This is a genomic window from Bradyrhizobium sp. CCGE-LA001 (assembly GCF_000296215.2).
GTDB lineage: Bacteria > Pseudomonadota > Alphaproteobacteria > Rhizobiales > Xanthobacteraceae > Bradyrhizobium.
Map to the genome: position 1 here is coordinate 230,390 of NZ_CP013949.1, position 24,332 is coordinate 254,721.

The 24,332-nt window shown below is 63.5% G+C and carries 23 protein-coding genes and 1 tRNA gene; 11 read left to right on the forward strand and 13 right to left on the reverse strand.

Annotated features, from left to right (window positions below):
* Positions 1–65: 65 nt before the first annotated feature.
* The 5 genes from BCCGELA001_RS01075 to BCCGELA001_RS01095 form a co-directional block, all read right to left on the reverse strand.
* Positions 66–1,664, reverse strand: a complete 1,599-nt coding sequence (locus BCCGELA001_RS01075; protein WP_008539530.1) for a caspase family protein — start codon at positions 1,662–1,664, stop codon at positions 66–68.
* Between the two features lie 217 nt (positions 1,665–1,881).
* Positions 1,882–3,330: an ammonium transporter gene (locus tag BCCGELA001_RS01080; RefSeq protein ID WP_060734417.1), complete on the reverse strand. Its 1,449-nt coding sequence runs from the start codon at positions 3,328–3,330 to the stop codon at positions 1,882–1,884.
* A 38-nt stretch (positions 3,331–3,368) separates the two neighbouring features.
* Entirely contained in the window at positions 3,369–3,707 is a 339-nt protein-coding gene (locus BCCGELA001_RS01085) for a P-II family nitrogen regulator (protein ID WP_008539518.1), read from the reverse strand.
* A gap of 308 nt (positions 3,708–4,015) precedes the next feature.
* Positions 4,016–5,317 (reverse strand): ammonium transporter, encoded by a 1,302-nt coding sequence (locus tag BCCGELA001_RS01090; RefSeq protein WP_060734418.1) that lies wholly within the window; start codon positions 5,315–5,317, stop codon positions 4,016–4,018.
* 72 nt (positions 5,318–5,389) lie between these two features.
* Positions 5,390–5,728, reverse strand: coding sequence for a P-II family nitrogen regulator (locus tag BCCGELA001_RS01095; protein WP_060734419.1), 339 nt, complete (start codon positions 5,726–5,728; stop codon positions 5,390–5,392).
* 247 nt (positions 5,729–5,975) lie between these two features.
* On the opposite strand from BCCGELA001_RS01095, the gene BCCGELA001_RS01100 reads away from it, so the two are divergent.
* Both BCCGELA001_RS01100 and BCCGELA001_RS01105 read left to right on the forward strand, forming a co-directional pair.
* The gene (locus tag BCCGELA001_RS01100) at positions 5,976–6,884 is read left to right on the forward strand and encodes a DUF4339 domain-containing protein (RefSeq protein ID WP_008539515.1); all 909 of its coding nucleotides are present in this window, start codon (positions 5,976–5,978) and stop codon (positions 6,882–6,884) included.
* Positions 6,885–6,917: 33 nt separating this feature from the next.
* Positions 6,918–7,781, forward strand: coding sequence for a DUF4339 domain-containing protein (locus BCCGELA001_RS01105; RefSeq protein ID WP_008539514.1), 864 nt, complete (start codon positions 6,918–6,920; stop codon positions 7,779–7,781).
* Here the strand turns inward: BCCGELA001_RS01105 and tesB are convergent.
* Positions 7,778–8,641 (reverse strand): acyl-CoA thioesterase II, encoded by an 864-nt coding sequence (tesB, locus tag BCCGELA001_RS01110; protein WP_008539513.1) that lies wholly within the window; start codon positions 8,639–8,641, stop codon positions 7,778–7,780. The genes BCCGELA001_RS01105 and tesB overlap by 4 nt on opposite strands.
* A gap of 120 nt (positions 8,642–8,761) precedes the next feature.
* Between tesB and BCCGELA001_RS01115 the strand changes: the two genes are divergently transcribed.
* Complete coding sequence (locus tag BCCGELA001_RS01115; protein ID WP_008539512.1) at positions 8,762–9,982, forward strand: ubiquinone biosynthesis hydroxylase; 1,221 nt, start codon at positions 8,762–8,764, stop codon at positions 9,980–9,982.
* 68 nt (positions 9,983–10,050) lie between these two features.
* Here the strand turns inward: BCCGELA001_RS01115 and BCCGELA001_RS01120 are convergent, their stop codons facing one another.
* Entirely contained in the window at positions 10,051–10,248 is a 198-nt protein-coding gene (locus BCCGELA001_RS01120; protein WP_007598651.1) for a Trm112 family protein, read from the reverse strand.
* A 274-nt stretch (positions 10,249–10,522) separates the two neighbouring features.
* Between BCCGELA001_RS01120 and BCCGELA001_RS01125 the strand changes: the two genes are divergently transcribed.
* From BCCGELA001_RS01125 to BCCGELA001_RS01135, 3 genes are all read left to right on the forward strand, one after another.
* Complete coding sequence (locus tag BCCGELA001_RS01125) at positions 10,523–10,801, forward strand: PepSY domain-containing protein (RefSeq protein ID WP_060734420.1); 279 nt, start codon at positions 10,523–10,525, stop codon at positions 10,799–10,801.
* A gap of 63 nt (positions 10,802–10,864) precedes the next feature.
* Positions 10,865–11,455: a cytochrome b/b6 domain-containing protein gene (locus BCCGELA001_RS01130; protein ID WP_083543280.1), complete on the forward strand. Its 591-nt coding sequence runs from the start codon at positions 10,865–10,867 to the stop codon at positions 11,453–11,455.
* Positions 11,456–11,642: 187 nt separating this feature from the next.
* Positions 11,643–14,144 carry an EAL domain-containing protein gene (locus tag BCCGELA001_RS01135; protein WP_060737434.1) on the forward strand — a complete coding sequence of 834 codons (2,502 nt, stop codon included), beginning with the start codon at positions 11,643–11,645 and terminating at the stop codon, positions 14,142–14,144.
* A 4-nt stretch (positions 14,145–14,148) separates the two neighbouring features.
* Here BCCGELA001_RS01135 and BCCGELA001_RS01140 read toward each other — a convergent pair whose 3' ends face one another.
* Together BCCGELA001_RS01140 and trxA are read right to left on the reverse strand one after the other, a co-directional pair.
* Entirely contained in the window at positions 14,149–14,826 is a 678-nt protein-coding gene (locus tag BCCGELA001_RS01140; RefSeq protein WP_008539506.1) for an LON peptidase substrate-binding domain-containing protein, read from the reverse strand.
* 85 nt (positions 14,827–14,911) lie between these two features.
* Positions 14,912–15,835, reverse strand: coding sequence for a thioredoxin (trxA, locus tag BCCGELA001_RS01145; protein ID WP_008539504.1), 924 nt, complete (start codon positions 15,833–15,835; stop codon positions 14,912–14,914).
* Between the two features lie 272 nt (positions 15,836–16,107).
* Between trxA and BCCGELA001_RS01150 the strand changes: the two genes are divergently transcribed.
* From BCCGELA001_RS01150 to BCCGELA001_RS01165, 4 genes are all read left to right on the forward strand, one after another.
* Positions 16,108–16,182, forward strand: a tRNA-Gly gene (locus BCCGELA001_RS01150).
* A gap of 90 nt (positions 16,183–16,272) precedes the next feature.
* Positions 16,273–17,259, forward strand: a complete 987-nt coding sequence (locus BCCGELA001_RS01155; protein ID WP_008539502.1) for an NAD-dependent epimerase/dehydratase family protein — start codon at positions 16,273–16,275, stop codon at positions 17,257–17,259.
* 374 nt (positions 17,260–17,633) lie between these two features.
* Positions 17,634–18,914: a PQQ-dependent sugar dehydrogenase gene (locus BCCGELA001_RS01160; RefSeq protein WP_060734422.1), complete on the forward strand. Its 1,281-nt coding sequence runs from the start codon at positions 17,634–17,636 to the stop codon at positions 18,912–18,914.
* Between the two features lie 223 nt (positions 18,915–19,137).
* Positions 19,138–19,719 carry a c-type cytochrome gene (locus BCCGELA001_RS01165; RefSeq protein WP_008539487.1) on the forward strand — a complete coding sequence of 194 codons (582 nt, stop codon included), beginning with the start codon at positions 19,138–19,140 and terminating at the stop codon, positions 19,717–19,719.
* A gap of 51 nt (positions 19,720–19,770) precedes the next feature.
* Here the strand turns inward: BCCGELA001_RS01165 and panE are convergent, their stop codons facing one another.
* The 4 genes from panE to BCCGELA001_RS01185 all read right to left on the reverse strand — a co-directional run bounded on the left by panE (position 19,771) and on the right by BCCGELA001_RS01185 (position 23,519).
* Positions 19,771–20,694, reverse strand: a complete 924-nt coding sequence (gene panE, locus BCCGELA001_RS01170) for a 2-dehydropantoate 2-reductase (RefSeq protein ID WP_008539485.1) — start codon at positions 20,692–20,694, stop codon at positions 19,771–19,773.
* Between the two features lie 97 nt (positions 20,695–20,791).
* Complete coding sequence (locus BCCGELA001_RS01175) at positions 20,792–21,400, reverse strand: 2-hydroxychromene-2-carboxylate isomerase (RefSeq protein ID WP_008539484.1); 609 nt, start codon at positions 21,398–21,400, stop codon at positions 20,792–20,794.
* A gap of 90 nt (positions 21,401–21,490) precedes the next feature.
* The gene (locus BCCGELA001_RS01180; RefSeq protein WP_236840809.1) at positions 21,491–22,840 is read right to left on the reverse strand and encodes an MATE family efflux transporter; all 1,350 of its coding nucleotides are present in this window, start codon (positions 22,838–22,840) and stop codon (positions 21,491–21,493) included.
* Between the two features lie 82 nt (positions 22,841–22,922).
* A complete protein-coding gene (locus tag BCCGELA001_RS01185; protein WP_144441085.1) occupies positions 22,923–23,519 on the reverse strand; it encodes a DUF2239 family protein in 597 nt (198 codons plus the stop codon).
* Positions 23,520–23,665: 146 nt separating this feature from the next.
* Here BCCGELA001_RS01185 and BCCGELA001_RS01190 point away from each other — a divergent pair, with 146 nt between their 5' ends.
* Entirely contained in the window at positions 23,666–24,331 is a 666-nt protein-coding gene (locus BCCGELA001_RS01190) for a glutathione S-transferase family protein (RefSeq protein WP_008539478.1), read from the forward strand.
* Position 24,332: the final 1 nt, after the last annotated feature.

Sequence of the window (24,332 nt, forward strand, 5' to 3'; positions counted from 1 at the left end):
ATCTGTGGCTGGAACCGGGGCGGCTCGTCCATGGCGCCGACTTTTCGGACAGCTTTGCCGTGCTCCTATCGCTTGGCGAGGCCGCAGCCGTTGAAAGCTCGACTTCTCCAGCACCCATTGCTCATGCATTCCGCTTCCTTTTGCACGCAAAATGTTGAGCCGCAATTCGGATGACCGCCAAAGCTGACGCAAGCCACCGCGCAATTTCTGCGCATGATGGAGCAACTCATCACGTTGCCGCCCGGCGCAGCCTGTCCGCCCTCGCGCCGATCGGAAGGTGAAGCAGCCGCATTGTCATTGCGCTTTGCGGCGCGCTTCGGATCGGGCTGCCTCCGATCGGCTTCTGCGCTCGGCGCTGATACCTTCGAAAAGTCGTAGCGACACGGCCAAGAGGTTTCAGTGCTGACCCCTGCCCCTTTGGAATCCTTCAGTTCGATCACGATCTTGTACTGATGGGGCGATCCGCGAGTGCGGTTCAGCGGATCCTTGTCGCCAATGATACCGTTGACGGAGATGGTACTGCTGCCGTCCGGTTCGATCTTGCCGTCATAGATCACAGAGCCGGGCTTGCCCGCGTCCCCCAATACGGTGTGCAACACTCCGTCCTTGATGCGAAACACATATCGGCGATGCGCTTCCGGAAAAGGCGGCTTGCTTTCGCAACTTTCGCTGGCGATCCAGGCCCCGTCGAAAGTCGTCGGGCGCTTTGCGCTTTCGACGGGTCTCGACAACAGCTCGATGCGGTATTTCGCGAGGTCTGCGAAGGCACAGGACGGGAAGCGAAGCAGATGATCCCTGAATGCCGCGACGGTGCCGAGCGCGTCCGCGCCGCGCCAATGGTCGGCGGCCTCTGTACAAGGGTTAGTCCGGGGTGACGATGGCGTCAGTGCTGCGGTTTCGGCTTTGCCATTGAGGTAAAACTCGCCGAAGAACGACAGTGACAGCTCCGGGACCTGTGATCCCCTGGTGCGCTGATAGACGTCGGCGCCGATCGTCTGGAACACCGTGTTGATGTTGTCCCTATCGCCGATGTGCTCAAGGAACGCACCGGTATAGGGACTGTTGCGGCCGTTGCCGTCGTCGGCTGTGCGACCGGCCTGGGTCGCATAGGAGATGATGGTGCCTTCCGGGCTCTCCATCTTGGCCAGCCCGCGGCCGACGGCCACGCCGCGGCCCTGTCCGATGTTGCGCCGAAGCTCGTCAGCAAATGGATTGTCGCGGCAGGCGTCGAGCACGAGGATGCGCAGGTTCTTGGCCTGTTGCAGATCCGCCAGGATCTCGTCGGCGCGCACCAGGCGCCGCAGATCGACCTCGTCGCGCACGACAGCATCGATGGGCACCAGATAGTTGACGCCTGCGAATTGAAGCGCGTGTCCGCTGTAATAGAACAGAGCCACGTCGGCGCCGCGAGCCGCGCGCGCAAAGCGAAGAACGGTTTCCTGCATGGCGGCCTGATCGAGATCGGTCACGACCAGAGGTTCGAATCCCGATCGCTTCAGGGCCGCGCCGACGTCGGCCGCATCATTGGTCGGATTGGCGAGGGTGGGAACGTTCCGGTAGGCACCGTTGCCGATGACCAGCGCGACGCGCTTGTCAGCCTTGGCGTCGAGGGCAGACAAGGCGAGCGACAGCAAACACAAGGTCACGTAACGCAACAGGCGCATGAAACCGTGCTCCGGACGGGAGCATGATATTCACCAGTCTCGGGACAATGCAATTTGGGCTTGATGCAGGCCCAGCCGCTGCGACGATGCGGCGCGCCAAAAAGAAAGGGGCTCCAACTTGCGCTGGAGCCCCTTAACGGTCGGGGCATTGCCGGGTATGTGCCCGAACCGTAGTTCTGGACGCGGTCTCCGAAGACACCGCGGCCGGGAGGAGAGGTTACATGTTGTAGGCGCGCTCGGTGTGCTCGGTGATGTCGAGACCTTCACGCTCGCTCTCGACATTGGTACGCAGACCAACGATCACATCGACGACCTTGTAGAGGATCGCCGAACCGATGCCCGACCACACCAGCGTGGTGGCGACGGCCTTGATCTGGGCCAGCATCTGCACGGCGAAGTCGTAATCGGCGACCTTCGGCGGGATCGCGGTGTAGTCGACGATGCCGGCGCCGCCGAGGGCGGGGTTGACGAGAATGCCGGTGCCGATGGCGCCGACGATGCCGCCGACGCAATGCACGCCGAACACGTCGAGCGAGTCATCGTAGCCGAGCGCGTTCTTCACGACGGTGCAGAAGAACAGGCAGACCACGCCGACGACGAGGCCGAGGACGATCGCACCCATCACGCCGGAGAAGCCGGCGGCAGGCGTAACGGCCACGAGGCCCGCGACAGCGCCGGAGATGACGCCGAGCACCGACGGATGGCCCTTGATGATCCACTCCGCGAACATCCACGACAGCGCGGCGGCTGCGGTGGCGACGAAGGAGTTGGTCATGGCGAGCGCAGCGCCGCCGCTGGCTTCGAGGTTGGAGCCGGCGTTGAAGCCGAACCAGCCGACCCAGAGCAGCGAAGCGCCGATCATCGACATGGTCAGCGAGTGCGGGGCCATCAGCTCCTTGCCGTAGCCGACGCGCTTGCCGATCAGGAGAGCGCCGACGAGGCCCGCGATGCCGGCGTTGATGTGCACGACGGTGCCGCCCGCGAAATCGATCGCGCCCATCTTGAAGATCCAGCCGGCGTCGGCATTGAGCTCGTCGAGCTTGGCCTGCGCCGCGGTCTTTGCCGCCGCGTCAGTCGCAGCAGCAAGCGCCTTGGCCGCATCCTGGATCAGGTCCGGACCCTGCCAGTACCAGACCATGTGCGCGATCGGGAAATAGACCAGCGTGACCCAGAGCGGGACGAACAGCGCGATCGCCGCGAACTTCATGCGTTCGGCGAAGGCGCCGACGATGAGCGCGGGCGTGATCGCCGCGAAAGTCATCTGGAAGCAGACATAGATCAGCTCCGAGATGTTGGCGTCGACCGAGAAGGTTGCGGCCTTCGTGTCGGTGGTGACGCCCATCATGAAGGCTTTGGAGAAGCCGCCGATGAAGTCGGAGCCGCCGGTGAAGGTGAGGCTGTAGCCGTACACGGCCCAGATCACGCAGACGACGCAGACGGTGTAGAACACCTGCATCAGGACCGAGAGCATGTTCTTGGAACGGACGAGACCGCCGTAGAACAGCGCGAGGCCGGGGATCGTCATCAACAGCACCAGCACTGTCGATGTCAGCATCCAGGCGTTGTCTCCCTTGTTGACCGTTGGCTCGGCATAGGCTGCGGTCGCAGCGAACAGGCCGACTGCGAGAGCCGCCAGTCCCGCGCCATAGGGACGCTTAAACGTCATTGTATTCACTCCTGATTGGATAAAGGTTGAGCGCGAAATCAAAGGGCCGCGGCGTCGGCCTCGCCGGTGCGGATGCGCACCGCATGGTCGAGGTTGATGACGAAGATCTTGCCGTCGCCAATCTGGCCGGTCTTCGCGGCAGACGTGATGGCGTCGATGGTCTTGTCGACCTGGTCGGTGGCGACAGCGACTTCGATCTTGATCTTGGGCAGGAAGCTCACGGCATATTCGGCGCCGCGGTAGATTTCCGTATGGCCCTTCTGGCGGCCATATCCCTTGACTTCCGTCACCGTGAGACCGTGAACGCCGATGGCGGTCAGGGCGTCACGGACTTCTTCCAGCTTGAATGGCTTAATGATCGCCATAACAATTTTCATGGGTCCTATCCCCGCTTGGGCCCGGTCCGGACGTGGCCGGGCGTTCTCGACTGGTTCGCCACGAGGGAGAAGTTCACTACGCGGGCACAGCCGGGACCCGTAGAATCAAATGCCGTGCCAGATCGGGCGTGTTGCCTAACGGACTATGAAAAAGGGTGTTTTCGCGTTTGACGGGTGTTGCGCTGCAGTGCGCTAATACGTCGCGCTCAAAACATGGTCACGCCTGATCAAAACGCAGGCACGACAGGCTGCCGACACAATGTTGCTCATGTGTCGGGCAACCCGGAGGTAATTAAGTAGCGCAAGCCCTATTGCAGCGCTTCGCCATGCTGCGAAATATCCAACCCTTCCAGCTCGTGCTCACGCGATACGCGCAGAGGCACGAACAGGCCGACCAGCTTCAGCAGAATGAAGCTCACCCCTGCGGCCCAGACGAAGGTGACGGCGATCCCGTAGAGCTGGATCAGCAGCTGCTGCGGATGCCCCTCGATCAGGCCGGCGGTGCCGCCAATCGCGCTGGTGGCGAACACGCCGGCGAGCAGGGTGCCGGTCAGCCCGCCGATGCCGTGGACGCCGAACACGTCGAGGGAATCGTCATATTTGAAACGGTGCTTCAGCCAGGTGCAGGCCCAATAGCAGACGGCACCGGCGATGATGCCGATGACGATGCCGTGCCAGGGCGCCACGAAGCCGGAGGCCGGTGTGATGGTGCCGAGGCCGGCGACCGCGCCGGAGATCATGCCGAGCACCGAGGGCTTGCGCCGCGTCGACCATTCGATCGCGGCCCAGGTCAGCGCACCGGCGCAGGCGGCGAGATGGGTCGCGATGATCGCCATTACCGCACGCGAATTGGCCGCGCCGGCCGAGCCTCCGTTGAAGCCGAACCAGCCGACCCACAACAGGCCGGTGCCCATTACCGCGAGCGACAGATCGAACGGCGAGAGATTTTCGCTGCCGTAGCCGTGGCGGCTACCCATCACCTTGGCCGCGACGAGGCCGGCGGTGCCGGCCGACAGATGCACCACGAGACCGCCGGCGAAATCCAGGACCCCCATGCTGGCGAGGAAGCCGCCGCCCCACACCCAATGCGCCAGCGGAATGTAGACGAAGATGAACCAGCCGACGGAGAACAGGAGATAGGCTGAGAACCGCATGCGGTCGGCAACCGCGCCCGCGACCAGCGCCACGGTGATGATCGCAAACGTCATCTGGTACAGCATGAACAGCGCTTCGGGGATCGTCTTGGCCGCCGGGTTGACGCTGTCCATGGTCATGCCGGCGAGGAACCAGCGGTCGAGCGTGCCGATCCAGGGGCCGTCGCCGACGAAGCACAGCGAATAGCCGAACGCGACCCAGAGGATCGAGATCAGCGTCACCGCGGCGAGGCTCTGCGCCATGGTCGCCAGCACGTTCTTCTTGCGCACCATGCCGGAGTAGAACAGCGCAAGTCCCGGGATCGTCATCATCAGCACCAGCGCGGTGGCGACGATCATCCAGGCGGTATCGGCGGTGTTGATCTCGGAGCCTGCGGCGTGCGCCGGCGCAGCAATGAGCGACGCAAATCCGATCGGCGCAGCCATGGCAGCTGCGCGGCGCAAACATCCCGCCATCTCATTTCCCCCAGCACGTTAGTTACGTCGCACGCTGTGGCGTCGTTGCCCGGTGCGATCGAAGAAAGTATTTTAGAGCGCGTCGCTGTCGGTCTCGCCGGTGCGGATGCGCAGTGCGTGGTCGATCGGCGTGACGAAGATCTTGCCGTCGCCGATCTGGCCGGTGCGCGCGGTCGCGGTGATCACGCTGACCGCCTTGTCGGCGATGTCGGACGCGACCGCGATTTCGATGCGCAGCTTCGGCAGGAAGTTCACGACATATTCGGCGCCGCGATAGATCTCGGTGTGGCCCTTCTGACGGCCATAGCCCTTCACCTCGGTCACCGTCATGCCGTGGATGCCGATCGCCGTCAGGGCCTGGCGGACCTCATCGAGCTTGAAGGGTTTGATGATCGCGACGACGAGTTTCATGGTCAGACCTATTCCCCGGGATGCGCCGCGCCGTATGTCCCCGACGCAGCGTCAATCTGGCATCATTCCGGGCAAATGGCACAAAAAACTTGCAGATTGAAGCGGAAAAACGTTTGGCCAAGGGAGGCCATGTGAACGGCCGCCTCTGTACAGGGCAGCTGTTCATCCTTCACAATGCATTTTTGGCATGGATGCGGTGAACCCAGGCATCCCGGCCGGTACATAAGTATGTTGAGGGGGGCGCTACATGGCGAGTTGGTTCTACGCATCCGAGGGCAAGCAGCAGGGGCCCTTTCCGGAGGGACAATTTCGCGATCTCGTCGCCCAAGGCGTCGTGCGTCCGGATACCCTGGTCTGGACCGAGGGCATGGCCGGCTGGCAAAAGGCCGCCGAAATCCCCGGTCTGATCGGCGGCGGCGCGCCGCCGGTGATTCCGGCGGGCGGCCCGCCGATGATGGGCGGAAGTGGTTATGGCAACGCCGGCGGTTATGCTGCGGCCGGAAGCGGCGGATCGCTCTCGGTCGATTTCAGCATCCTCGAATTCACCTGGCGCACGCTCGTCCTCATCATCGGCTCGTGCTTCATCATCCCGGTGCCATGGCTGTTCGTCTGGTACACCAAATGGATCGTGCCCTGCATCAAGGTCCCCGGGCGCCCCAATCTTAGCTTCACCGGCAGCGCGATGACGCTGGTGCCCTGGTTTTTCGGCTTCATCGTCCTGGCGATCGCGCTCGGCTTTGTCGGCAGCGAGATCCTGAGCAATCTGCTTTTCATCGTGCAGATCGTTCTCTACTGGCTCCTGATCAAATGGATGATTGCGAACCTCGCCTCCAACGATCAGCCGCTGGGCCTGAGCTTCACGGGTTCGGTGTGGGCCTATATCGGCTGGAATCTGCTGTTCGCGATCTCGATCATCACCATCATCGGTTGGGCTTGGGTTGCCGCGGCGCAGATGCGCTGGTTCTGCCGCAACGTCGAAGGCACGCGGCGCGAGATCGTGTTCAGGGGCAGCGGCCTCGACATCCTCTGGCGCGGCATCGTGGCTGCGATCCTGTGCACGCTCATCATCCCGATCCCGTGGGTGTATCGCTGGATCATGAACTGGTTCGCGTCGCAGACCGAGCTCGCGCCGCGCGGGTCGCAGGCGGCCATGTGACGGGCCGCTGACCTCGGGTCGCGAGCGAACAAGATGGCGAATCGGATCTGGTTCTACGCATCCGAAGGCCAGCAGAAAGGTCCGTTTCCGGAGGCGCAATTCCGTGAGCTGATCGCCAGGACAACGGTGCGCGCCGATACGCTGGTCTGGACGGAAGGGATGGCAGGCTGGCAGAAGGCCGGCGAGGTGCCAGGACTCATAGCCGGCGGCGCCGCGCCGCCGTCCCTGCTGTCCGATGGCAGCGGCTACAGCGGAGGCCCGCTATCGGTGGACCTGCCGCTATGGTCGTTCCTGGGATGGTGCATTCTGCTGGTGATCGGCAATTTGCTGGTGATCCCGGCGCCCTGGATGGCGACAGGCTACTATCGCTGGCTCTTCCCGCGCATTCACGTTCCTCAGCGGCCGAACATCACCTTCACCGGTCAGGCCGGCGACATCTGGTACGTCTTCGTCGGAATGGGACTGACGGGCTACGCGGGTTTCATCGACGATATCTTCCAGCTCGCGACGATTCCGCTCCAGGCCGCCCTGTCCTGGATGATCATGCGCTGGGTGATCGCCAATCTCAGCTCGAATGGTCAGCCGATTCCGATGGCGTTCAATGGCAGCGTCTGGGCCTTCATTGGTTGGCAGCTGCTGATGTTCGTCTCCATGTTCACGATCATCGGCTGGGCCTGGGTCATGGCCGCATGGATGCGCTGGATTTGCCGAAACATCGGCGGCACGCGACGCGAGATGATCTTCGTCGGCACGGGCCTTCAGCTGCTGTGGCGAACCGTGGCCTTCGGCCTGGGATGTCTGCTGATCATTCCGATCCCGTGGCTGCTGCGCTGGTACTTCGCATGGACCACGTCGCAGTTCGGCCTAATCGAGCGCAGCGCGGCAGGACGCGCCTAAGACCTCCGCTCGCGCACCGAGCCTTCTTGCGCGACGGAAGCGACCAGGGTGCCGTCCGGCTTGAAGATCGAGCCGCGGGTCAGGCCGCGGCCGCCGCGTGCGCTCGGCGAATCCTGCGCATAGAGCAGCCATTCGTCGGCGCGGAACGGGCGGTGAAACCACATCGCGTGGTCGAGGCTCGCCGGCATCATGCGCTTGTCGAACAGCGTGCGGCCATAGCGCGCCATGATCGCATCCAGCAGCGAGAAGTCCGAGGCGTAGGCGAGCGCGCACATGTGCAGCGCCGGATCGTCCGGCAGCGTCGCCGCAGTCTTGATCCAGACATGGATGCGGCCGTCGTCGATCTTCTGGCCGAAATAACGGCCGAGCTCGACCGGGCGCAATTCGATCGGACGGTCTGATTCATAGTAGCGGCGGATGAACTCCGGCATCTCCTTGAACATCGGCTGCTTCGCCACCTCCTCCGCGGTGAGCTTTTCCGGCGGCGGCACGTCGGGCATCTTGTCCTGATGGTCGAACGCGCTCTCTTCCTCGGTGTGGAACGACACCATGATCGAGAAGATCGCGTTGCCGTGCTGGATCGCGGTGACCCGGCGCGTCGAATAGCTCTTGCCGTCGCGCAGGCGCTCGACCTGGTAGATGATCGGGATCTGCGGGTCGCCCGGCAGGATGAAATAGCAGTGCAGCGAATGCGGCAGCCGGCCCTCGACGGTGCGGCAGGCCGCAACCATCGCCTGCCCGATCACCTGGCCGCCAAAGACCCGCTGCCAGCTTGTCTTCGGGCTGTTGCCGCGGAACAGGTTCACCTCGAGCTGCTCGAGGTCGAGGATCGCAATGAGGTCGATCAGGCTTTTGGACATGATGGTGCTTTCGCATGACGGAACGAAACCGTTCCGCCCTTGTTTCACCGCACTGTTTCGCCCACCTCAAGTCTGCTAGCAAGACCAAGAAAAGGCGAAGCGTTGGCCGGAAAGTCGGGTATGTCGGTACAGGGTAGCATTGTCATCGGTGGCGGCGCGTTTGCGGGGCTGGCGCTGGCGCTCGCGCTGCGCCAGGGGCTCGGACCCGAGATTCCCGTCATCGTCGCCGATCCCGCGCTCAGCACGCGTCCAAGCCGCGACCCGCGTGCCACCGCGATCGTGGCCGCCTGCCGTCGCCTATTCGAGGCGATCGGCGCCTGGGACGACGTCAGGGGCGAGGCGCAGCCGATCCTCGACATGGTCGTCACCGATTCCAGGCTGGAGGACGCCACGCGCCCGGTGTTCCTGAATTTTGCCGGCGATGTCGCGCCGGGTGAGCCCTTCGCGCATATGGTCGAGAACCGCCGCCTGATCGATGCGCTGGTCGCGCGTGCCGAAGCCGAGGGCATCGATCTTCGCGCCACCATCGTGTCGTCCTACGACGCGCGTCCCGAGGGCATCGACGTCACGCTCGGCGACGGCAGCGTGGTGGCCGCGAGCTTGTTGGTTGCTGCCGATGGCGCGAGGTCGAAGCTGCGCGAACGTGCCGGCATTGCCACCCATGGCTGGGAATATGACCAGTCCGGTATCGTCGTCACCGTCGGTCACGAGCGCGATCACGAGGGCCGCGCCGAAGAGCATTTTCTGCCCGCAGGTCCCTTTGCGATCCTGCCGCTCTCGGGCAAGCGCTCGTCGCTGGTGTGGACCGAGCGCCGAGCTGAGGCCGCGCGCATCGTCGCGCTCAGCGACGAAGAATTTCACGGCGAGCTGGAGCGGCGCTTCGGCCTGCATCTCGGCGAGGTCAAGGCGCTCGACAAGCCGCGCGCATTTCCGCTGTCCTATTTCGTCGCACGCTCGTTCATTGCCGAGCGCCTCGCGCTGGTCGGCGATTCCGCCCATGTCATCCACCCCATTGCCGGCCAGGGTCTCAACATGGGGCTGAAGGATGTCGCCGCATTGGCCGAGGTCGTCGTCGATGCCGCGCGGCTCGGCATGGATCTCGGTGGCGCCGACGTGCTCGAACGCTACCAGCGCTGGCGCCGGTTCGACACCATGGCGATGGGCGTTGCCACCAACTCGCTGAACTTCCTGTTCTCCAACGAATCGACGCTGCTGCGCACGGTGCGCGACATCGGCCTCGGCCTCGTCGACCGCGCCCCGCCGCTGAAGAACCTCTTCATCCGCCAGGCTGCTGGATTGACCGGCGAGGTGCCGCGGCTGCTGAAGGGCGAGGCGTTGTAGGAGCGAGTGGAGAGTGGCGAATGGCGAGTGTTGTCCATTCGCTATTCGCCGCTCCCTATTCGCCAGAATCAATCGATCTTGCGGGCCTCTTCCGGCAGCATGATCGGAATGCCGTCGCGGATCGGATAAGCGAGCTTGGCGCTACGCGAGATCAGCTCCTGCTTTGCGGAATCGAACTCCAGCGGGCCTTTGGTCAGCGGGCAGACCAGAATCTCCAGCAGCTTGGGATCGACGCTGGCTTCGGGACGTTCGGTAGGCGCGTTCATTGGGGTCTCCGGCAATCGACTTGCCTCTAGCATAGAAAATCGGGGGCGCCCATCGCAGGTTCAAGCGGAGAGCATCCGCAGGAGCTCGTTCTCAGGCGCTGCAGCCGCGCTCCAAATCTGTGCTGCGTACCGGCAGCACTGATTTCTTATCGCCTCTTAGAACGAATCTAAAAATTGTCGCCCCCACAGCGGATTGACTTAACCCCCGCCTTTGCTTCCTTCGGCTGCGCTTTGCGCTGAGCACACAGCGCACACGACAGAGGAGGAGACGTTCGTGAAGGTCATTCGTGTTGTTGCCATGGCACTGACGATCGGGATTGGCATGGGATCGACGGCCCTGGCCGACGGTTTCAAGAACTGCACCAAGCTCGACAAGGCGTCGTGGAAGCCGGCCAGCGAAGCCGAAGCCAAGGCCAAGGCGGCTGGCTATGAGGTGCGGCGCTCCAAGATCGAAGGCTCGTGCTACGAGGTCTACGGCGTCAAGGAAGGCAAGCTCTACGAGCTGTTCTACAGCCCCGAAGACCTCAGCCTGAAGCACACGATCGCCAAGTAAACCGCTCCAGGTGACTGCGGCACCCAAGCTGCGGCGAGCGAGCGCCAAGGCGAAACGGGCTTGATGGAACAAGCAGTGCGACAAACGCGCGGGGCGTCCGACAGGAGCCCCGCGAACCCTAAGGTTTCGCGGACCGTCGCAGTCTGGGACCTCCCGCTACGCCTGTGGCACTGGCTGCTCGCGATCTCAGTTCTGATCGCCTGGTTCACGCCGCCCACCTACGACGGACTTCACCGTATCGTCGGCTATACGGTCATCGGCCTTCTCGCCTTCCGCCTGGTCTGGGGCTTCATGGGAAGCCGATATGCGCGCTTCCGCATGGTTGGCGTCAGGCTGCGCGCTGCGCCACACTATCTCTGGAACCTGCGCCGGGGCATCACCGGCCGCTATATCGGGCTCAACCCCGCCGGCACCTTGATGCTGGTGGCGTTGCTGGTCTCCCTCGCGGTGTCGACCATCACTGGTGCGATGTCGGTCACCACCACGTTCTTCGGCGTCTGGTGGGTCGAGGACACGCACCATTATTCGTCGGATGCGGTCATCATCCTGGTCGTGCTGCACATACTCGGCGTGCTGCTGATGGGGATTCTCCAGCGCGAGAATCTGATCCGCGCGATGTTCACGGGACGCAAGCACATTCGCAATCGGTCCTAGACGATACTGATCACGGCAGACGTTGTTCGCGCCACCGTCGGGACCTCGACTGCAAATGTTCCCAAAATTGAATTGCGCAGGCGGCGTTAAGGCGCCGGTAAGCATGCAATCAGGCGTTGCGCGAAATTAACGCGAAGAACGCTTGGCCTGTCCACGATCGACCACATTGACGATGGAGCTTTATTGCATGTTCCGCGTTTTTTCCTGCCTTACTGTCGAGCACGATTGGCGGCTCGTGCCGCTCGCTGGCCTGGTCTGCTTCGTCGCGAGTATTGTCGCGGTCAGCATCTTCCATCGCGCCATCGCGGCGCGCGCAAGGACGCGGTCGATCTGGATCGCGATTGCCGGCGCTGCCATCGGATATGGAATCTGGGCGACGCATTTCGTCGCCATGCTCGCCTACGAGCCCGGCGTGACAACCGGCTACGATATCGTGCTGACGGCGCTTTCGCTCACGACGGCAATGCTTCTGACGTCGGGCGGCTTCGCCATTGCGGTCGGCGATTACGGCCGGTGGCGCGCGGGCGCAGGCGGCGTCATCATCGGCGGCGGCATCGCCAGCATGCACTATCTCGGAATGTGGGCGCTGGAAGTGCCGGGCCGCGTCGCCTGGTCGCTGGATCTCGTGCTGGTCTCGATCCTTCTCGGCATGTGCTTCGGCTATGCCGCCCTGTCCGTCGCGATCAAGCACCGGACCTATCGCGGAACGCTGACGGCGGCTGTGCTGCTGACGCTTGCCATCGTGTCGCACCACTTCACGGCGATGGGTGCGGTGCAGATCACGCCCGACCCAACCCATGCAACGGGCGCACTGTCGCTGTCTCCGGCCGTGCTCGCGCTTGCGATCGCAGGTGTCGCGCTGTCCGTGCTGGGGATGAGCCTGATCGGCGTGCTGGCCGATCGCCGCCTGGCCAGCAGAACCGCCAAGTTCGAGGAGATCATCAGCCAGCTTTCGGATGCAAGGCGGCAGCTCGAAGGTTCGCAGCAGGAATTGCAGGAGCAGACGCTGCGGCTGGATACGGCGATCAACCACATGGTCGAGGGCCTTTGCATGTTCGATGCCGAGAAGCGGCTCGTCATATGCAACGAGCGCTACGCCAATCTCTATCGGCTGCCGCCGGAACTGCTGCGCGCAGGCACGTCGCACTGCGAGATCATCAGGCATCGTGTCACAAGCGGAACGCTCAAGGGCGACACCAGCGACATGGCCGCCGAACAGCTGATCGCGAAGCTGGACGGCCTGTCCGTCGATGCGGTTTCGAGCCGGATCGACGAGTTCGCCGATGGTCGGCTGATCTGCGTGACGAGACAGCCGATGGCTGGCGGCGGCTGGGTGGCAACGCATCTCGACGTCACGGAGCAGCGCCGGTCCGAAGCCAAGATCACCTATATGGCACAGCACGACGCGCTGACGGAGCTGCCGAATCGCGTGCTGTTGAGGGCGCGTCTGGATCAGGCCCTTCTCAATACGCGCAATGGAGCTCTCCATCTGGCGGTCCTCATGCTCGATCTCGATCGCTTCAAGGAGGTCAACGACACGCTTGGGCATCCAGCAGGCGACGCGCTGCTGCGCGCGGTCGCGTTGCGCTTGCGCGAATGCGGCAAGGACATGACTTTGATCGCCCGTTTGGGCGGCGACGAGTTCGCCGTCGTGGATTACGTGACGGATCCGATCGCGGAAGCGGCGTCGCTTGCCGAGACGATCAAGGCTGCGCTCTGCGAGCCCTTCGACCTCGGCGATCACCAGGTCACGGTGGGAGCCAGCATCGGCATTGCCATTGCCCCCCGCGATGGCGCCGATTCCGACGTCATCCTCAAGAGCGCCGATCTCGCCCTCTATGCGGCAAAGGGCGGCGGACGCGGCGCATTCCGTTTCTTCGAGCCGGAGCTGGACCAGCTCATGCATGTCCGCCGCAACTTGGAAAAGGATATGCGCAAAGCGCTGGCGCGAGGGGAATTCGAACTTCACTTCCAGCCGATCGTGCGTGTCGAAGGCGGACGAACCAGCGGCTATGAGGCGCTATTGCGGTGGCACCACCCCGAGCGCGGACTGGTCCTGCCCGGCGAGTTCATTCCGCTCGCGGAGGAAACCGGCTTGATCCTGCCCATCGGCGAATGGGTCTTGAGGGCAGCATGCGCCGAGGCCGCCAAGTGGCCGTCCGATCTGACCATCGCGATCAACCTGTCGCCCGCTCAATTCAGGAGCAAGGAGCTCGTCTCCATCATTGTCGGCGCCCTGGCGACGTCAGGGATCGAGCCGCACAGGCTCGAACTCGAGGTCACCGAGACGGTCATCATGCACGACAGCGAAGCAGTGTTCGCAGCACTCGGACAGCTGCGCGAGCTCGGCGTGCGGATTGCCCTCGACGATTTCGGCACGGGCTATTCGTCGCTGAGCTTCTTGCAGAAATTTCCGTTCGACAAGGTCAAGATCGACCGCAGCTTCGTCAGTGAGCTCGCCAGCAAAAGGGAAGAGGCGCGTCGGATCGCCCGTGCCGTGGTGGCCTTCGCCGTCAGCCTCGGCAAGATAACGACCGCCGAAGGCGTGGAAACCGCCGAGCAGCTGGCCATTTTGCGCGAAGAGGGCTGCGTCGAGGCGCAGGGCTACTATTTCAGTCGGCCCATGCAGGCCTCCAGTATCGCGCAACGCGCGCAGCGGAAGGCTGAAGCCGAAGTGTGTGCTGCTTGAACATTTACTGCAGCGGCGGATCGCCGCTGGTGCGTTTCTTGGCGAGATCCATCTCGGTGACCGCGATCAGGATCTCGGCGCGGGTCTTCAAGTCGGGCGCTTCCAGCATGGCCTGCTTCTCGGCGGGACCATAGGGCGACATCATCGCCAGCGCGTTGACCAGCGCCTCGTTGGGCGCACTCTCGACGCCCTCCCAGTCGACCTTGAGATTGTTGGCTTTCAGGAAGTCCGCCAGCACCGCCAGCAACGCCTCGCGGTCGACCTGGTCTTCGCCCATGCGCGCAGTGAAATCGTCGACAAAGGCGAAGAAATCCACCTTGCATTGCCGGTAGGCGGTGAGGACCTCGAGCTCCTCGACCACCTTGAAGCGCGAGACGCCGGTGAGCTCGAGGATGTAGCGGCCGTCGCCGGATTCGGCGAGCTGGGTGATGCGGCCGACGCAGCCGACGCGGAACAGCGCCGGCTTGTCGGAATTCTTCGGCGAGTGCGCCACATCCGGCTGGATCATGCCGATCAGGCGATGGCCATCGCGGAAGGAATCGTCGACCATCGACAGATAACGCGGCTCGAAGATGTTGAGCGGCATCTGGCCGCGGGGCAGCAGCAGCGCGCCCGGCAGCGGAAACACCGGAATGATCTCCGGCAGGTCGGCGGGCCCGCGATATTCGATGTTGATCGGCATCAGCCCGGTCCCCCTGGCTTTGCTAGCGCAAGATCCCGAAAGGTCTGAAGCGATCTTCCGAACAGATCATGCTCAAAAGAGGGCCTTACGAAAACAGGATCGTCGACAAACGCTTGCGGCCCTCGACGGTTGCATCATCGGTGCCGCCCCAGGCTTCGAAGAACTGCACCAGCTGCTTGCGGGCGCCATCGTCGTTCCACTTGCGGTCGCGCTTGACGATCTCGAGCAGCTGCTCGGTGGCTGCGGCGCGGTTGCCTTGCGCGTTGAGCGCGGTGGCAAGGTCGAATCGGGCCTGATGATCGAGCGGGTTTGCGGCGACTTTCTGTTCCAGCTCGGCCACCGGTCCCAACGCCTCCGCTTGCTCGGAGAGGTCGATCGCGGTCTGCACGGCTTTCACCGCGGGATCGTTGCGCTTGGATTCCGGCACCATGGCCAGCGTCTTCTTGGCCTGCTCCATCGCGCCGGAGACGGCATAGCACTTCGCAAGGCCCGCCAGCGCCGCGGTGTTGGTCGAATCGTGCTGGAGCACCTCGGCATAGATCTGCGCGGCCGCAGCCGGATCGCCCTCGGCGAGCACCGCCTCGGCCTCTTGCAGGATCTCGGCGAGGTTGGGCTCGCCCGGCGCGGTCACGCCCTTGGTCAGCTTTTCGATGAATGCATTGAGCTGGCTCTCCGGCACCGCGCCCATGAAGCCGTCGGCCGGCTGGCCGTTGACGAAGGCGATCACGGCGGGAATCGACTGGATGCCCATCTGGCCCGGGATCGCCGGGTGCTGGTCGATGTTCATCTTGACCAGCTTGACCTTGCCCTTGGCGGCCTTGACCGCCTTTTCAAGGATCGGGGTGAGCTGCTTGCAGGGTCCGCACCATTCCGCCCAGAAGTCGATCAGCACCGGCTGGCGCTTCGATTCCTCGATGACGTCCTTCATGAAGGACTGGGTGGTGGTGTCCTTGATCAGATCGGCGGCGGCCGGGCCCGCTGCTCCGTTACCCTGGTCGATGATCGTCACGGGATCCCCTCGTCATGTCTGGAATGGCGGCTCTTTAGCACGTCGCCGCCGCCTATGCTTGGTGTCGGCTCCTAAATTGGGCCGAATGGGCCGAATTTCAATCCATCAGGGTCGATTCGCCTGTTCCGGGGCCGTTTCGGGCGATTTGGTCGCATTCAGGGTCTATATGGGGCCTCCGAATGCGAATTGATGCTGCCGGTAGCTGTTGCATTCCCCTCCCGCTTTTGGCATACGACAGCCGTTGCCGGCGCGTCACGCGACCGACACAGGATGCGGGTGTAGCTCAGTGGTAGAGCACGACCTTGCCAAGGTCGGGGTCGAGGGTTCGAGCCCCTTCGCCCGCTCCAATTTTTCCCAGAGCATCCAGCCAAACCGGGTCGGTCTGTGGTTTTCCACGCCGCTGGCGGCTGGTTCGCGTCTCCTCTACTGGGTCTGCAATGACAATCCTGGTCACCGGCAGCGCCGGCCATCTCGGTGAAGCCATCATCCGCACCCTGCGTGGTCGCGGGTCGCCGGTCCGCGGGGTCGATCTGAAGGCCTCGCCCTTCACCGACGCCGTCGGCTCCATCGTCGATCCCGGTTTCGTGCGGCTCCAGATGGAGGACGTCTCGGCCGTGATCCACACCGCGACGCTGCACAAGCCGCATGTGGCGACCCATGCCAAGCAGGACTTCGTCGACACCAACGTTTCGGGCACGCTCAATCTGCTCGAGGCGGCAGCTTCCGCCGGCGTGAAGAGCTTCGTCTTCACCAGCACGACCAGCGCATTCGGCTCGCAGCTTCGCCCCGAGGCGGGACAGGCGGCCGTCTGGGTCACGGAGGAGCTGTCGCCGGTGCCGAAGAACATCTACGGCACGACCAAGCTGATGGCCGAGACGCTCTGCGAGGTGTTCTTTCGCGAGCGCGGGCTGCCTGTCGTTATCTTGCGAACCTCGCGCTTCTTTCCCGAGGATGACGATGATCCCGTGATGCGGTCCGCTTACACACTGGACAACGCGCAGGCCAACGAGCTGCTGTATCGCCGGCTGGACGTCGCAGACGCGGTGAGCGCCCATCTGGTCGCCGCCGAGCGCGCGCCCGGAATCGGGTTCGCCCGCTACATCGTCTCGGCCACGAGCCCGTTCGAGCAGCGCCATCTGGCGGCGCTCGCGCGCGATGCCGCCGGTGTCGTGCGCGAGCTCTATCCGGATTGTGCGCAGCTCTACGCGGCGCGCGGCTGGCGCCTCTTGCCTGCGGTCGACCGTGTCTATGTCAATGATCGGGCGCGGCGCGAGCTGGGCTGGCGCCCCGAATTCGACTTCGCGCATGTGCTGACTTGCCTTCGCGGCGGCCGTGATTTCCGCAGCACCCTGGCGCGCGAGGTCGGCTCCAAAGGCTATCACGACACGACATTCGACGACGGGCCCTACCCCGTCGCTCGTTAAGCGCCACTCCGGTCATTTTGCTCAATGCATCAAATGCCTGCCCGGCGTTGCCGCGCGCGACCCGGTCAGAGCCGTTCTACTGTGCATGGGGTTGTTTTCGCATTTTGGTTTGGAGCCCCATGCCGTCCAAACCGATTCACGCGCGAATTTGATTCCGCGCTGCAGCGAGAGCCTGGTGGTGACGGCGTTCGCCCGTTGACATTCCGTCTCAATTTTTACTGAGCCCAATTTCGGCGGACGCGGCGCGCTTCTCACGGTGCGCGGATGTGCTAACCTTTCTGCGTCCGTCGTCCCGACGGATATCCAACTTCGCCTCTCGACTACCAAAATAAAAGAAATCGCAGCCCTGACGGCTGCCTTAGGGGAGTGACGCGATGAAATTCCATCGATCCGTCTTTCAATCGGCCCTGGCGCTTGCAGCCGTAGCCCTTTTCGCAGGCACCAGCGTCAGCCATGCGCAACAGCAGGACAAGAGCAAGCCGCTGAAGAAGTACGACTCCAGCACCAAGGAGTTCTGGACCCATCCGCCGGACGACTGGTTCCTCGGCGACGAGACCGAGGCGCAGAAGGGCCTGGCGCCGCCCTCGGGCCCGCCGACCGGCGCTTCCGACGCCGAGCTCGCCAACATCGTCAAGAAGATCAAACTGCCCCAGGGCTTCAAGATCGAGGTCTATGCCTCCGGCGTGCTGGCCGCGCGGCAGATGGCCTGGGGTGACAAGGGCACGTTGTTCGTGGGCTCGTTCGGCCTCGGCAACGTCTATGCCATCAAGGACAACAACGGAAAGAAAGAGGTCAAGACCGTCCTCAAGGGCCTCAACATGCCCACCGGTCTCGCCTTCAGGGACGGCGCGCTCTACGTCATCGCCGTCGACAAGCTGATCCGCTACGACAACGCCGAAGCCAACCTCGACAAGCTTGGCGATGGCAAGGTCGTCTATGACGACATGCCGTCCTACGCCGCGCATGGCTGGAAGTATATCGCGGTCGACAAGGAAGGCTGGTTCTTCCTGCCGTTCGGACCGCCCTTCAACATCGGCATTCCGCCGACCAGCGTGTCGCAGATCAGGCGCGTTGATCCCAAGACCGGCAACGCCGAAATCTGGGCGCTCGGCGTTCGAAACTCGGTCGGTGGCGACGTCGATCCACGCACCGGCAAGCTCTGGTTCACCGAGAATGCCCGCGACTGGATCAGCGATGACCTGCCCTCGGACAAGCTGAACATGATCAACCGAATCGGCGAGCATTTCGGCTATCCCTATTGCCATCAGGGCAACCTGCCGGACGACAAGTTCGCCATGGGCCACAAATGCTCCGAGTTCACGCCGCCCGTGCTGAATCTCGGCGCGCACGTCGCTCCGCTCGGCATGAAGTTCTACACCGGCAACCAATTCCCCGCCGATTACAAGAACAACATCCTGATCGCCGAGCACGGCTCCTGGAATCGTCACAAGTACCAGGGCGCGCGCATCGTGCGCGTGATCGTCGGGCCCGACGGCAAAAATCCCAAGCGGGAGGTCTTCGCCTCCGGCTGGCTCGAAGGCGACCAAGGTTATCTCGGTCGTCCCAACGACATCCTGCTCGACAAGGACGGATCGATCCTCGTTGCCGACGACTGGGCCGGCGCGATCTATCGCATCAGCTACAGCAAGAAGTAACACGACGTAACGAAGAGGCTGCGACCGGGCGACGGCCGCAGCCTCTTTTGCTTGTGACAGGCTTGCGATGGAACACGTTCGTCATGCCCGGACTTGATCCGGGCATCCATCAAACGAGAAACTCTTTTGTAAAAGGGATGGATTGCCGGGCCGACGCCCCGCCGAAGAGGCTTCGGCCTCGCAGGCGGGTCAAGCCGGCGATGACGGTCGGAGAGATTGAGCCATGCGGGTCGTTCGGTTTGGAATTCTGTCTGCGGTGCTCCTGCTTGCGCCGGCTGCTACGGCCGCCGACAATGCCGCGATCAAGGAAAAGGCTTCCGTCTGCTCCGGCTGTCACGGCGAGAACGGCGTCTCGCAGACCGAGAACATTCCATCGCTGGCCGGCCAGCCCGATCAATTCCTGCAATGGCAGCTCGTGTTCTTTCGCGCCGGCTCGCGCAAGAACGACCAGATGCAGCCGATCGTCGAAGGGATCACCAACGACGACATCCGCAGCTTCGGGGCCTACTTCGCCTCGTTGGCGCCGCCGAAGAGTTCAGAGGACAACGATCCTGATCTGTCGAAGAAAGGCGCGCAGGTTGCCGCCGGCCGCCGATGCGCGTCATGCCATTTGGACAATTATGCCGGCACCAAGGCGGTTGCACGGCTCGCGGGCCAGCGCGAGGAATACCTTGTCAAGGCGCTGCGCGACTACAAGGCCGGCCAACGCGTCGGCGGCGGCGTCGCCGCGATGGCCGATGTCGCCTATCACATGAGCGAGGAGGAAATCACCGCCGTCTCGCACTATCTCGCGCATCTGAAGTAGCGCGCCGTGCTGTGCGCGCCCCGGGACGACAGCTGAGAGTGTAGCTGGCCGCTATCCCACCCGCTGCTTCTCATACGCCTTCAGATGCGTATAGGCGATGCGCAGCTTCGGCACCGGCACCTTGGCAGCGTCCGCACGTGCGATGAGATCGCCGATGACGTGATCGGCTTCGACCGGCAGGCCCGCTTTGATGTCGCGGAACATCGACGCCGTCATCGGCGAACCCTCGGCGGTCAGATTGCCCTTCACCCGCTCGAAGAACGGCCCGCCTGGCGGATAGCCCGACGCAGCCGCGACCGCGCTGGTCTCGTCCAGCATGCCGAGCAGGAAATCCCGGCCGCCGGGCGCTGCGAGGATGTTGCCGACCGAGGTGCGCATCAGGCTGGTGCTGGCCGCAAGCGAGGACAGGAAGACCCATTTCTCCCACATGTCCTGCATGATGTTCTGGCTGGCGGTGGCGCCATTGATCCCGCTCTTGAAGGCCTCATCGATGGCCTTGACGCGGTCCGACAGCTTGCCGTCGCGCTCGCCGTAATTGATCGACTGCATCGGTTGCAGCTGCACCACCTCGCGCTGCTCGTTCAGTGTCGCGGCGATGGCGCAGAGCCCGCCGAGCACGCGCTCCTTGCCGAATTTGGCGTCCAGCGTATCGAGATGCTTCATGCCGTTCAGCATCGGGATGATCGCGGTGTTTGGCCCGACCGCGGCTGCGAACGATTTGATGGCGTCGTCGAGGTCGAACGCCTTGCAGCTGAGCAGCACGACGTCGAACTTGTCCTTGATCGCGTCGGCCTGAACCGTCGGCGGATTCTTCAAGGTCACATCGCCGTTCGGGCTCTTGATGACGAGGCCGGCGCTGGCGAGCTCGCCGGCGCGTCGCGGCCGGACCAGGAAGGTGACGTCGCGGCCGGCCTGCAACAGCCTGCCACCAAAATAGCCGCCGATGGCACCGGCGCCGACCACGAGGATACGCATGAAGAACTCCGTTCTATTCTTGGCGAATGGCGAATAGGGAGTAGCGAATAGTAAGCCCGATTTCCACTCGCTATTCGCTACTCGCCATTCGCGCGCTTCACTTTCCCGACACCATTTCCTCGACGTCGCGCAATTGCTCCTTGCCGAAGAATATCTCGTCGCCAACGAAGAAGGTCGGCGAGCCAAAGGCGCCGCGTGCCACCGCCTCCTCTGTGTTCTTGATCAGCTTGCCCTTCACCTCTGGTTCCTGCGCGCGGGCGAACAGCTTTTGTGCATCGAGTCCGGAGGAGGCCAGCGCCTTTGCCGCGATCTCGGGATCGTCCATCTTCTTCGGCTCGCGCCACATGTGATGGAAGGCGGCCTCGACGTATGTCTCGAACACGCCCTCGAGCTGCGCAGCGACTGCCGTGCGCATCAGGTTCAGCGTGTTGACCGGGAAGTGCGGGTTCCAGACATAGGGCTGAACCTTGAAGCGTTTGATGAAGCGCTCGGTCTCGATCTGCTGGAATTCGCGCTTGTTCTTGATGCCGGCGAGCGACTCGGCCGGCGACTTGTTGTTGGTGGATTTGAAGATGCCGCCGAGCAGGATCGGCACATAGTCGAACTTGACGCCGATGCGCTGCTCGATTGCCGGGATCGCCAGATGGCTGAGATAGGCATTCGGGCTGCCGAAATCGAACAGGAATTGCGGGGCGGTGCGGGTCAAGTTGGATCTCCCTTGCGGCGCTTTTCACTTATTGTGGCGCAGCGCGCGTCATAGGTCCACCGTTTAATGACGGTCATAATACTCTGACGGTCAGATCAAGCGCCGGATCGTCTGCTTGCGCCACACCAGGAGGTAATAGCCCATCTGCAAAACGAACATGGCGCAGAACACGATCGGATAGGCCGCCCATACACCTTCCAGGCCGACCGTGCGGCTCAGGAATATCGCCGCCGGCAGCTCGATCGCGACGATGGCGACGATCGACAGCAGCATCGGCGTCAAGGCGACGCCTGCGGCGCGCATGGCGCCGGAGAACACGGTGGCGAGGCCGAACGGCACCGAGCTCCACAAGGCGATGTAAAGCAGGTCCTTCGCCAGATCGAGCACGGTGCCGTCGGTGATGAAGATGCCGAGCACGGCGCGAGGGGCCAGATAGATCAGCGCCACCAGCCCGCCGGTCAGCACCAGGTTGAACGCGATGCCGGCGCGAACGATGCCGTCGAGCCGCGCCCGGTCGCCACCGCCGATCGCCTGCGCACCAAGGATCGAGACCGCGATCGAAATCGACATCGCCGTGAACTGCGTGTAGCCCATCACCTGATTGACGGCGCCGTAAGCGGCCGTGGCGTTCGAGCCGAAGCCGTTGACGAGCCCCAGCAGCACCAGTTCGGCAATCGCCATCACCACCATGCCGATGGCGCTCGGCAACCCGATGCCGAGAATCTTTCCGAGCACGGTCCCATTGAGCCGCAGCTGACGCAGCAGTGCTGCGTCAGGCGCCAATGCATGCCTTTTCCGCAGCAAGTAGAGGGCCAGCACGATCAACGTCACAGCGTTGGCGATCGCAGCTGCCCAGGCAGAGCTGGTGATGCCAGCCGCCGGCAATCCGAAAGAGCCGCGGATCAGCAGCGGCGTCAGGATCAGGCCGATCGCAGTCGACAATGCCAGTGCCAGCAGCGGCGTCACGGTGTCGCCGACGCCGCGGATCATCGCCGTCATCAGCAGGAAGACGAAGCCGAGCGGCATGGTCAGCAGCATGATGCGCGCATAGGCGCTGGCCTGATCGAGGATGTCGGCGGGCGTCGCGAGCGCCATCATCAATGGGCGGCTGAAGATGCCGCCGATCAGTGCAATCGCAATCGAGAACACCAGGCCGATCGCCAGCGTCGTGCCGACGACGAGCTTGATCCTGTCATGCTCACCTGCACCGAAAGCTTGGCCGATCAGCACGGTGGCGCCAGTGCTCAGACCCATGACGAAGGCAAACAAGAAGAACATCACCGGGAAGAAGGCCGAGACCGCGGCGAGCGCCTCGACGCCGATCATCTGCCCGAGATAGACGTTGCTGACTGTGCCGAACAGCGATTGCAGGGCGTTGCCCAGCATCAGCGGTGCGAGGAAACGGAGGAATGTCGTCCAGAACGGTGGCGTGGCGGACATGGACTTGCCTTTCATCAGGGCGTGCGAAGCCGTTGCCGCGCAATGCGCGGCTTGGGCCGTCGATGGGGATTGGAAGACGCGCCTAGGCGCGGTCGCTGTAGGCGAGCTTGACGATGTGATCGCGGATGTCGGTCGGCCAGTCCGCGATCAGCCCGGTGAAGCGCCGCCTGTCGTCTGCGAACAGCGCCCGCGAGGCTTCCTCGAACTGCGGCAGATTGCCGGCCATGGTCGACATGAAGTGATAGGCCGCATCGCGCGCCTGCCGCTCACGGTCCTTGTCGCCGCTCGCGCGCCTGGCTTCATCGACCAGCTTGCGCAGCGCCACCGAGGCGCCGCCGGCCTGGGCGTTGAGCCACTCCCAATGCCGCGGCAGCAAGGTCACCTCACGCGCGACCACGCCGAGCTTCGGCCGGCCGCGGCCGCGCGGCTCACTCGGCAGCGTGCTCTCTTCAACCGGGGGCGGGACAAGCGCAGCCACGCGCGCCAGCACCTCGCGATCGCCGCCGCGCAGATCGAAGTCGATCGATCGACCCGTGGCGTCCTCAAAGATGATGATCGCTTCGTCCGATCGTGGCGCCACCCGCTTGACGATCAGCGCGACCTCGCCGGCTGCCCCGGACACGAGCCGACGCTGTCCCTGGAAGGCAGTAAAAGTTCGTTGCATTGAAATCATTGCCATATTTAGTGATTGTCGGGGTCATTAATACCCGGATGAATTCCGACCGTCAATATACCCGGGTGAAAATATCTGCACCGATGGCTCGACATTGCGTTCCCGGGCTGGCACCAACGCGCGGCTGGCCAAGCCTATCTGGGGATCTACCAATGCTGACCGTTCATCACCTCAACAATTCCCGCTCGCAGCGCGTGCTGTGGCTGCTCGAAGAGTTGGGCGTGCCCTATGAGATCGTGCGCTATCAGCGCCAGGCGGACATGCGCGCGCCGAGGGAGCTGCGCGCGATCCACCCGCTCGGCAAGTCGCCCGTGATCACCGACAACGGCAACACCATCGCCGAGTCGGGCGCGATCATCGAATATCTCATCGCAACCTACGGCAACGGCCGACTGATCCCGCCGCAAAACACGCCGGAGCGTCTGCGCTACACCTATTGGCTGCACTATGCGGAAGGTTCGGCGATGCAGCCGCTGCTCCTCAAGCTGCTGTTCACACTGATGCCGAAGCGGGCGCCCGCACTGCTCCGGCCGCTGGTGCGCAAGGTCTGCAACCAAGCTCTCACGGCGTTGGTCAATCCGCAGCTCAAGCAGCACATGGACTATTGGGAAGGCGAGCTTGCGAAGAGCGCGTGGTTCGCCGGCAACGAGTTTACCGCCGCCGACATCCAGATGAGCTTTCCGCTGGAAGCAGCCCAGGCCCGCGGCGGGCTGGAGCAGGGCCATCCCAAGGCAATGGCATTTCTTGAGCGCATCCACGCGCGCCCGGCCTATGCCAGAGCGCTCGAAAAGGGCGGGCCGTATCAGGTGGGACGGTGAC

Coding starts and splice junctions, on each gene's coding strand:
- tesB (WP_008539513.1), bottom strand. CDS start 8,641: ATGTCCAAAAGCCTGATCGACCTCATTGCGATCCTCGACCTCGAGCAG.
- BCCGELA001_RS01100 (WP_008539515.1), top strand. CDS start 5,976: ATGGCGAGTTGGTTCTACGCATCCGAGGGCAAGCAGCAGGGGCCCTTT.
- BCCGELA001_RS01190 (WP_008539478.1), top strand. CDS start 23,666: ATGCTGACCGTTCATCACCTCAACAATTCCCGCTCGCAGCGCGTGCTG.
- BCCGELA001_RS01120 (WP_007598651.1), bottom strand. CDS start 10,248: ATGAACGCGCCTACCGAACGTCCCGAAGCCAGCGTCGATCCCAAGCTG.
- BCCGELA001_RS01075 (WP_008539530.1), bottom strand. CDS start 1,664: ATGCGCCTGTTGCGTTACGTGACCTTGTGTTTGCTGTCGCTCGCCTTG.
- BCCGELA001_RS01135 (WP_060737434.1), top strand. CDS start 11,643: ATGTTCCGCGTTTTTTCCTGCCTTACTGTCGAGCACGATTGGCGGCTC.
- BCCGELA001_RS01115 (WP_008539512.1), top strand. CDS start 8,762: ATGTCGGTACAGGGTAGCATTGTCATCGGTGGCGGCGCGTTTGCGGGG.
- BCCGELA001_RS01180 (WP_236840809.1), bottom strand. CDS start 22,840: ATGTCCGCCACGCCACCGTTCTGGACGACATTCCTCCGTTTCCTCGCA.
- BCCGELA001_RS01095 (WP_060734419.1), bottom strand. CDS start 5,728: ATGAAACTCGTCGTCGCGATCATCAAACCCTTCAAGCTCGATGAGGTC.
- panE (WP_008539485.1), bottom strand. CDS start 20,694: ATGCGTATCCTCGTGGTCGGCGCCGGTGCCATCGGCGGCTATTTTGGT.
- BCCGELA001_RS01080 (WP_060734417.1), bottom strand. CDS start 3,330: ATGACGTTTAAGCGTCCCTATGGCGCGGGACTGGCGGCTCTCGCAGTC.
- BCCGELA001_RS01085 (WP_008539518.1), bottom strand. CDS start 3,707: ATGAAAATTGTTATGGCGATCATTAAGCCATTCAAGCTGGAAGAAGTC.
- BCCGELA001_RS01155 (WP_008539502.1), top strand. CDS start 16,273: ATGACAATCCTGGTCACCGGCAGCGCCGGCCATCTCGGTGAAGCCATC.
- BCCGELA001_RS01130 (WP_083543280.1), top strand. CDS start 10,865: ATGGAACAAGCAGTGCGACAAACGCGCGGGGCGTCCGACAGGAGCCCC.
- BCCGELA001_RS01185 (WP_144441085.1), bottom strand. CDS start 23,519: ATGGCAATGATTTCAATGCAACGAACTTTTACTGCCTTCCAGGGACAG.
- BCCGELA001_RS01105 (WP_008539514.1), top strand. CDS start 6,918: ATGGCGAATCGGATCTGGTTCTACGCATCCGAAGGCCAGCAGAAAGGT.
- BCCGELA001_RS01160 (WP_060734422.1), top strand. CDS start 17,634: ATGAAATTCCATCGATCCGTCTTTCAATCGGCCCTGGCGCTTGCAGCC.
- BCCGELA001_RS01165 (WP_008539487.1), top strand. CDS start 19,138: ATGCGGGTCGTTCGGTTTGGAATTCTGTCTGCGGTGCTCCTGCTTGCG.
- BCCGELA001_RS01140 (WP_008539506.1), bottom strand. CDS start 14,826: ATGCCGATCAACATCGAATATCGCGGGCCCGCCGACCTGCCGGAGATC.
- BCCGELA001_RS01090 (WP_060734418.1), bottom strand. CDS start 5,317: ATGGCGGGATGTTTGCGCCGCGCAGCTGCCATGGCTGCGCCGATCGGA.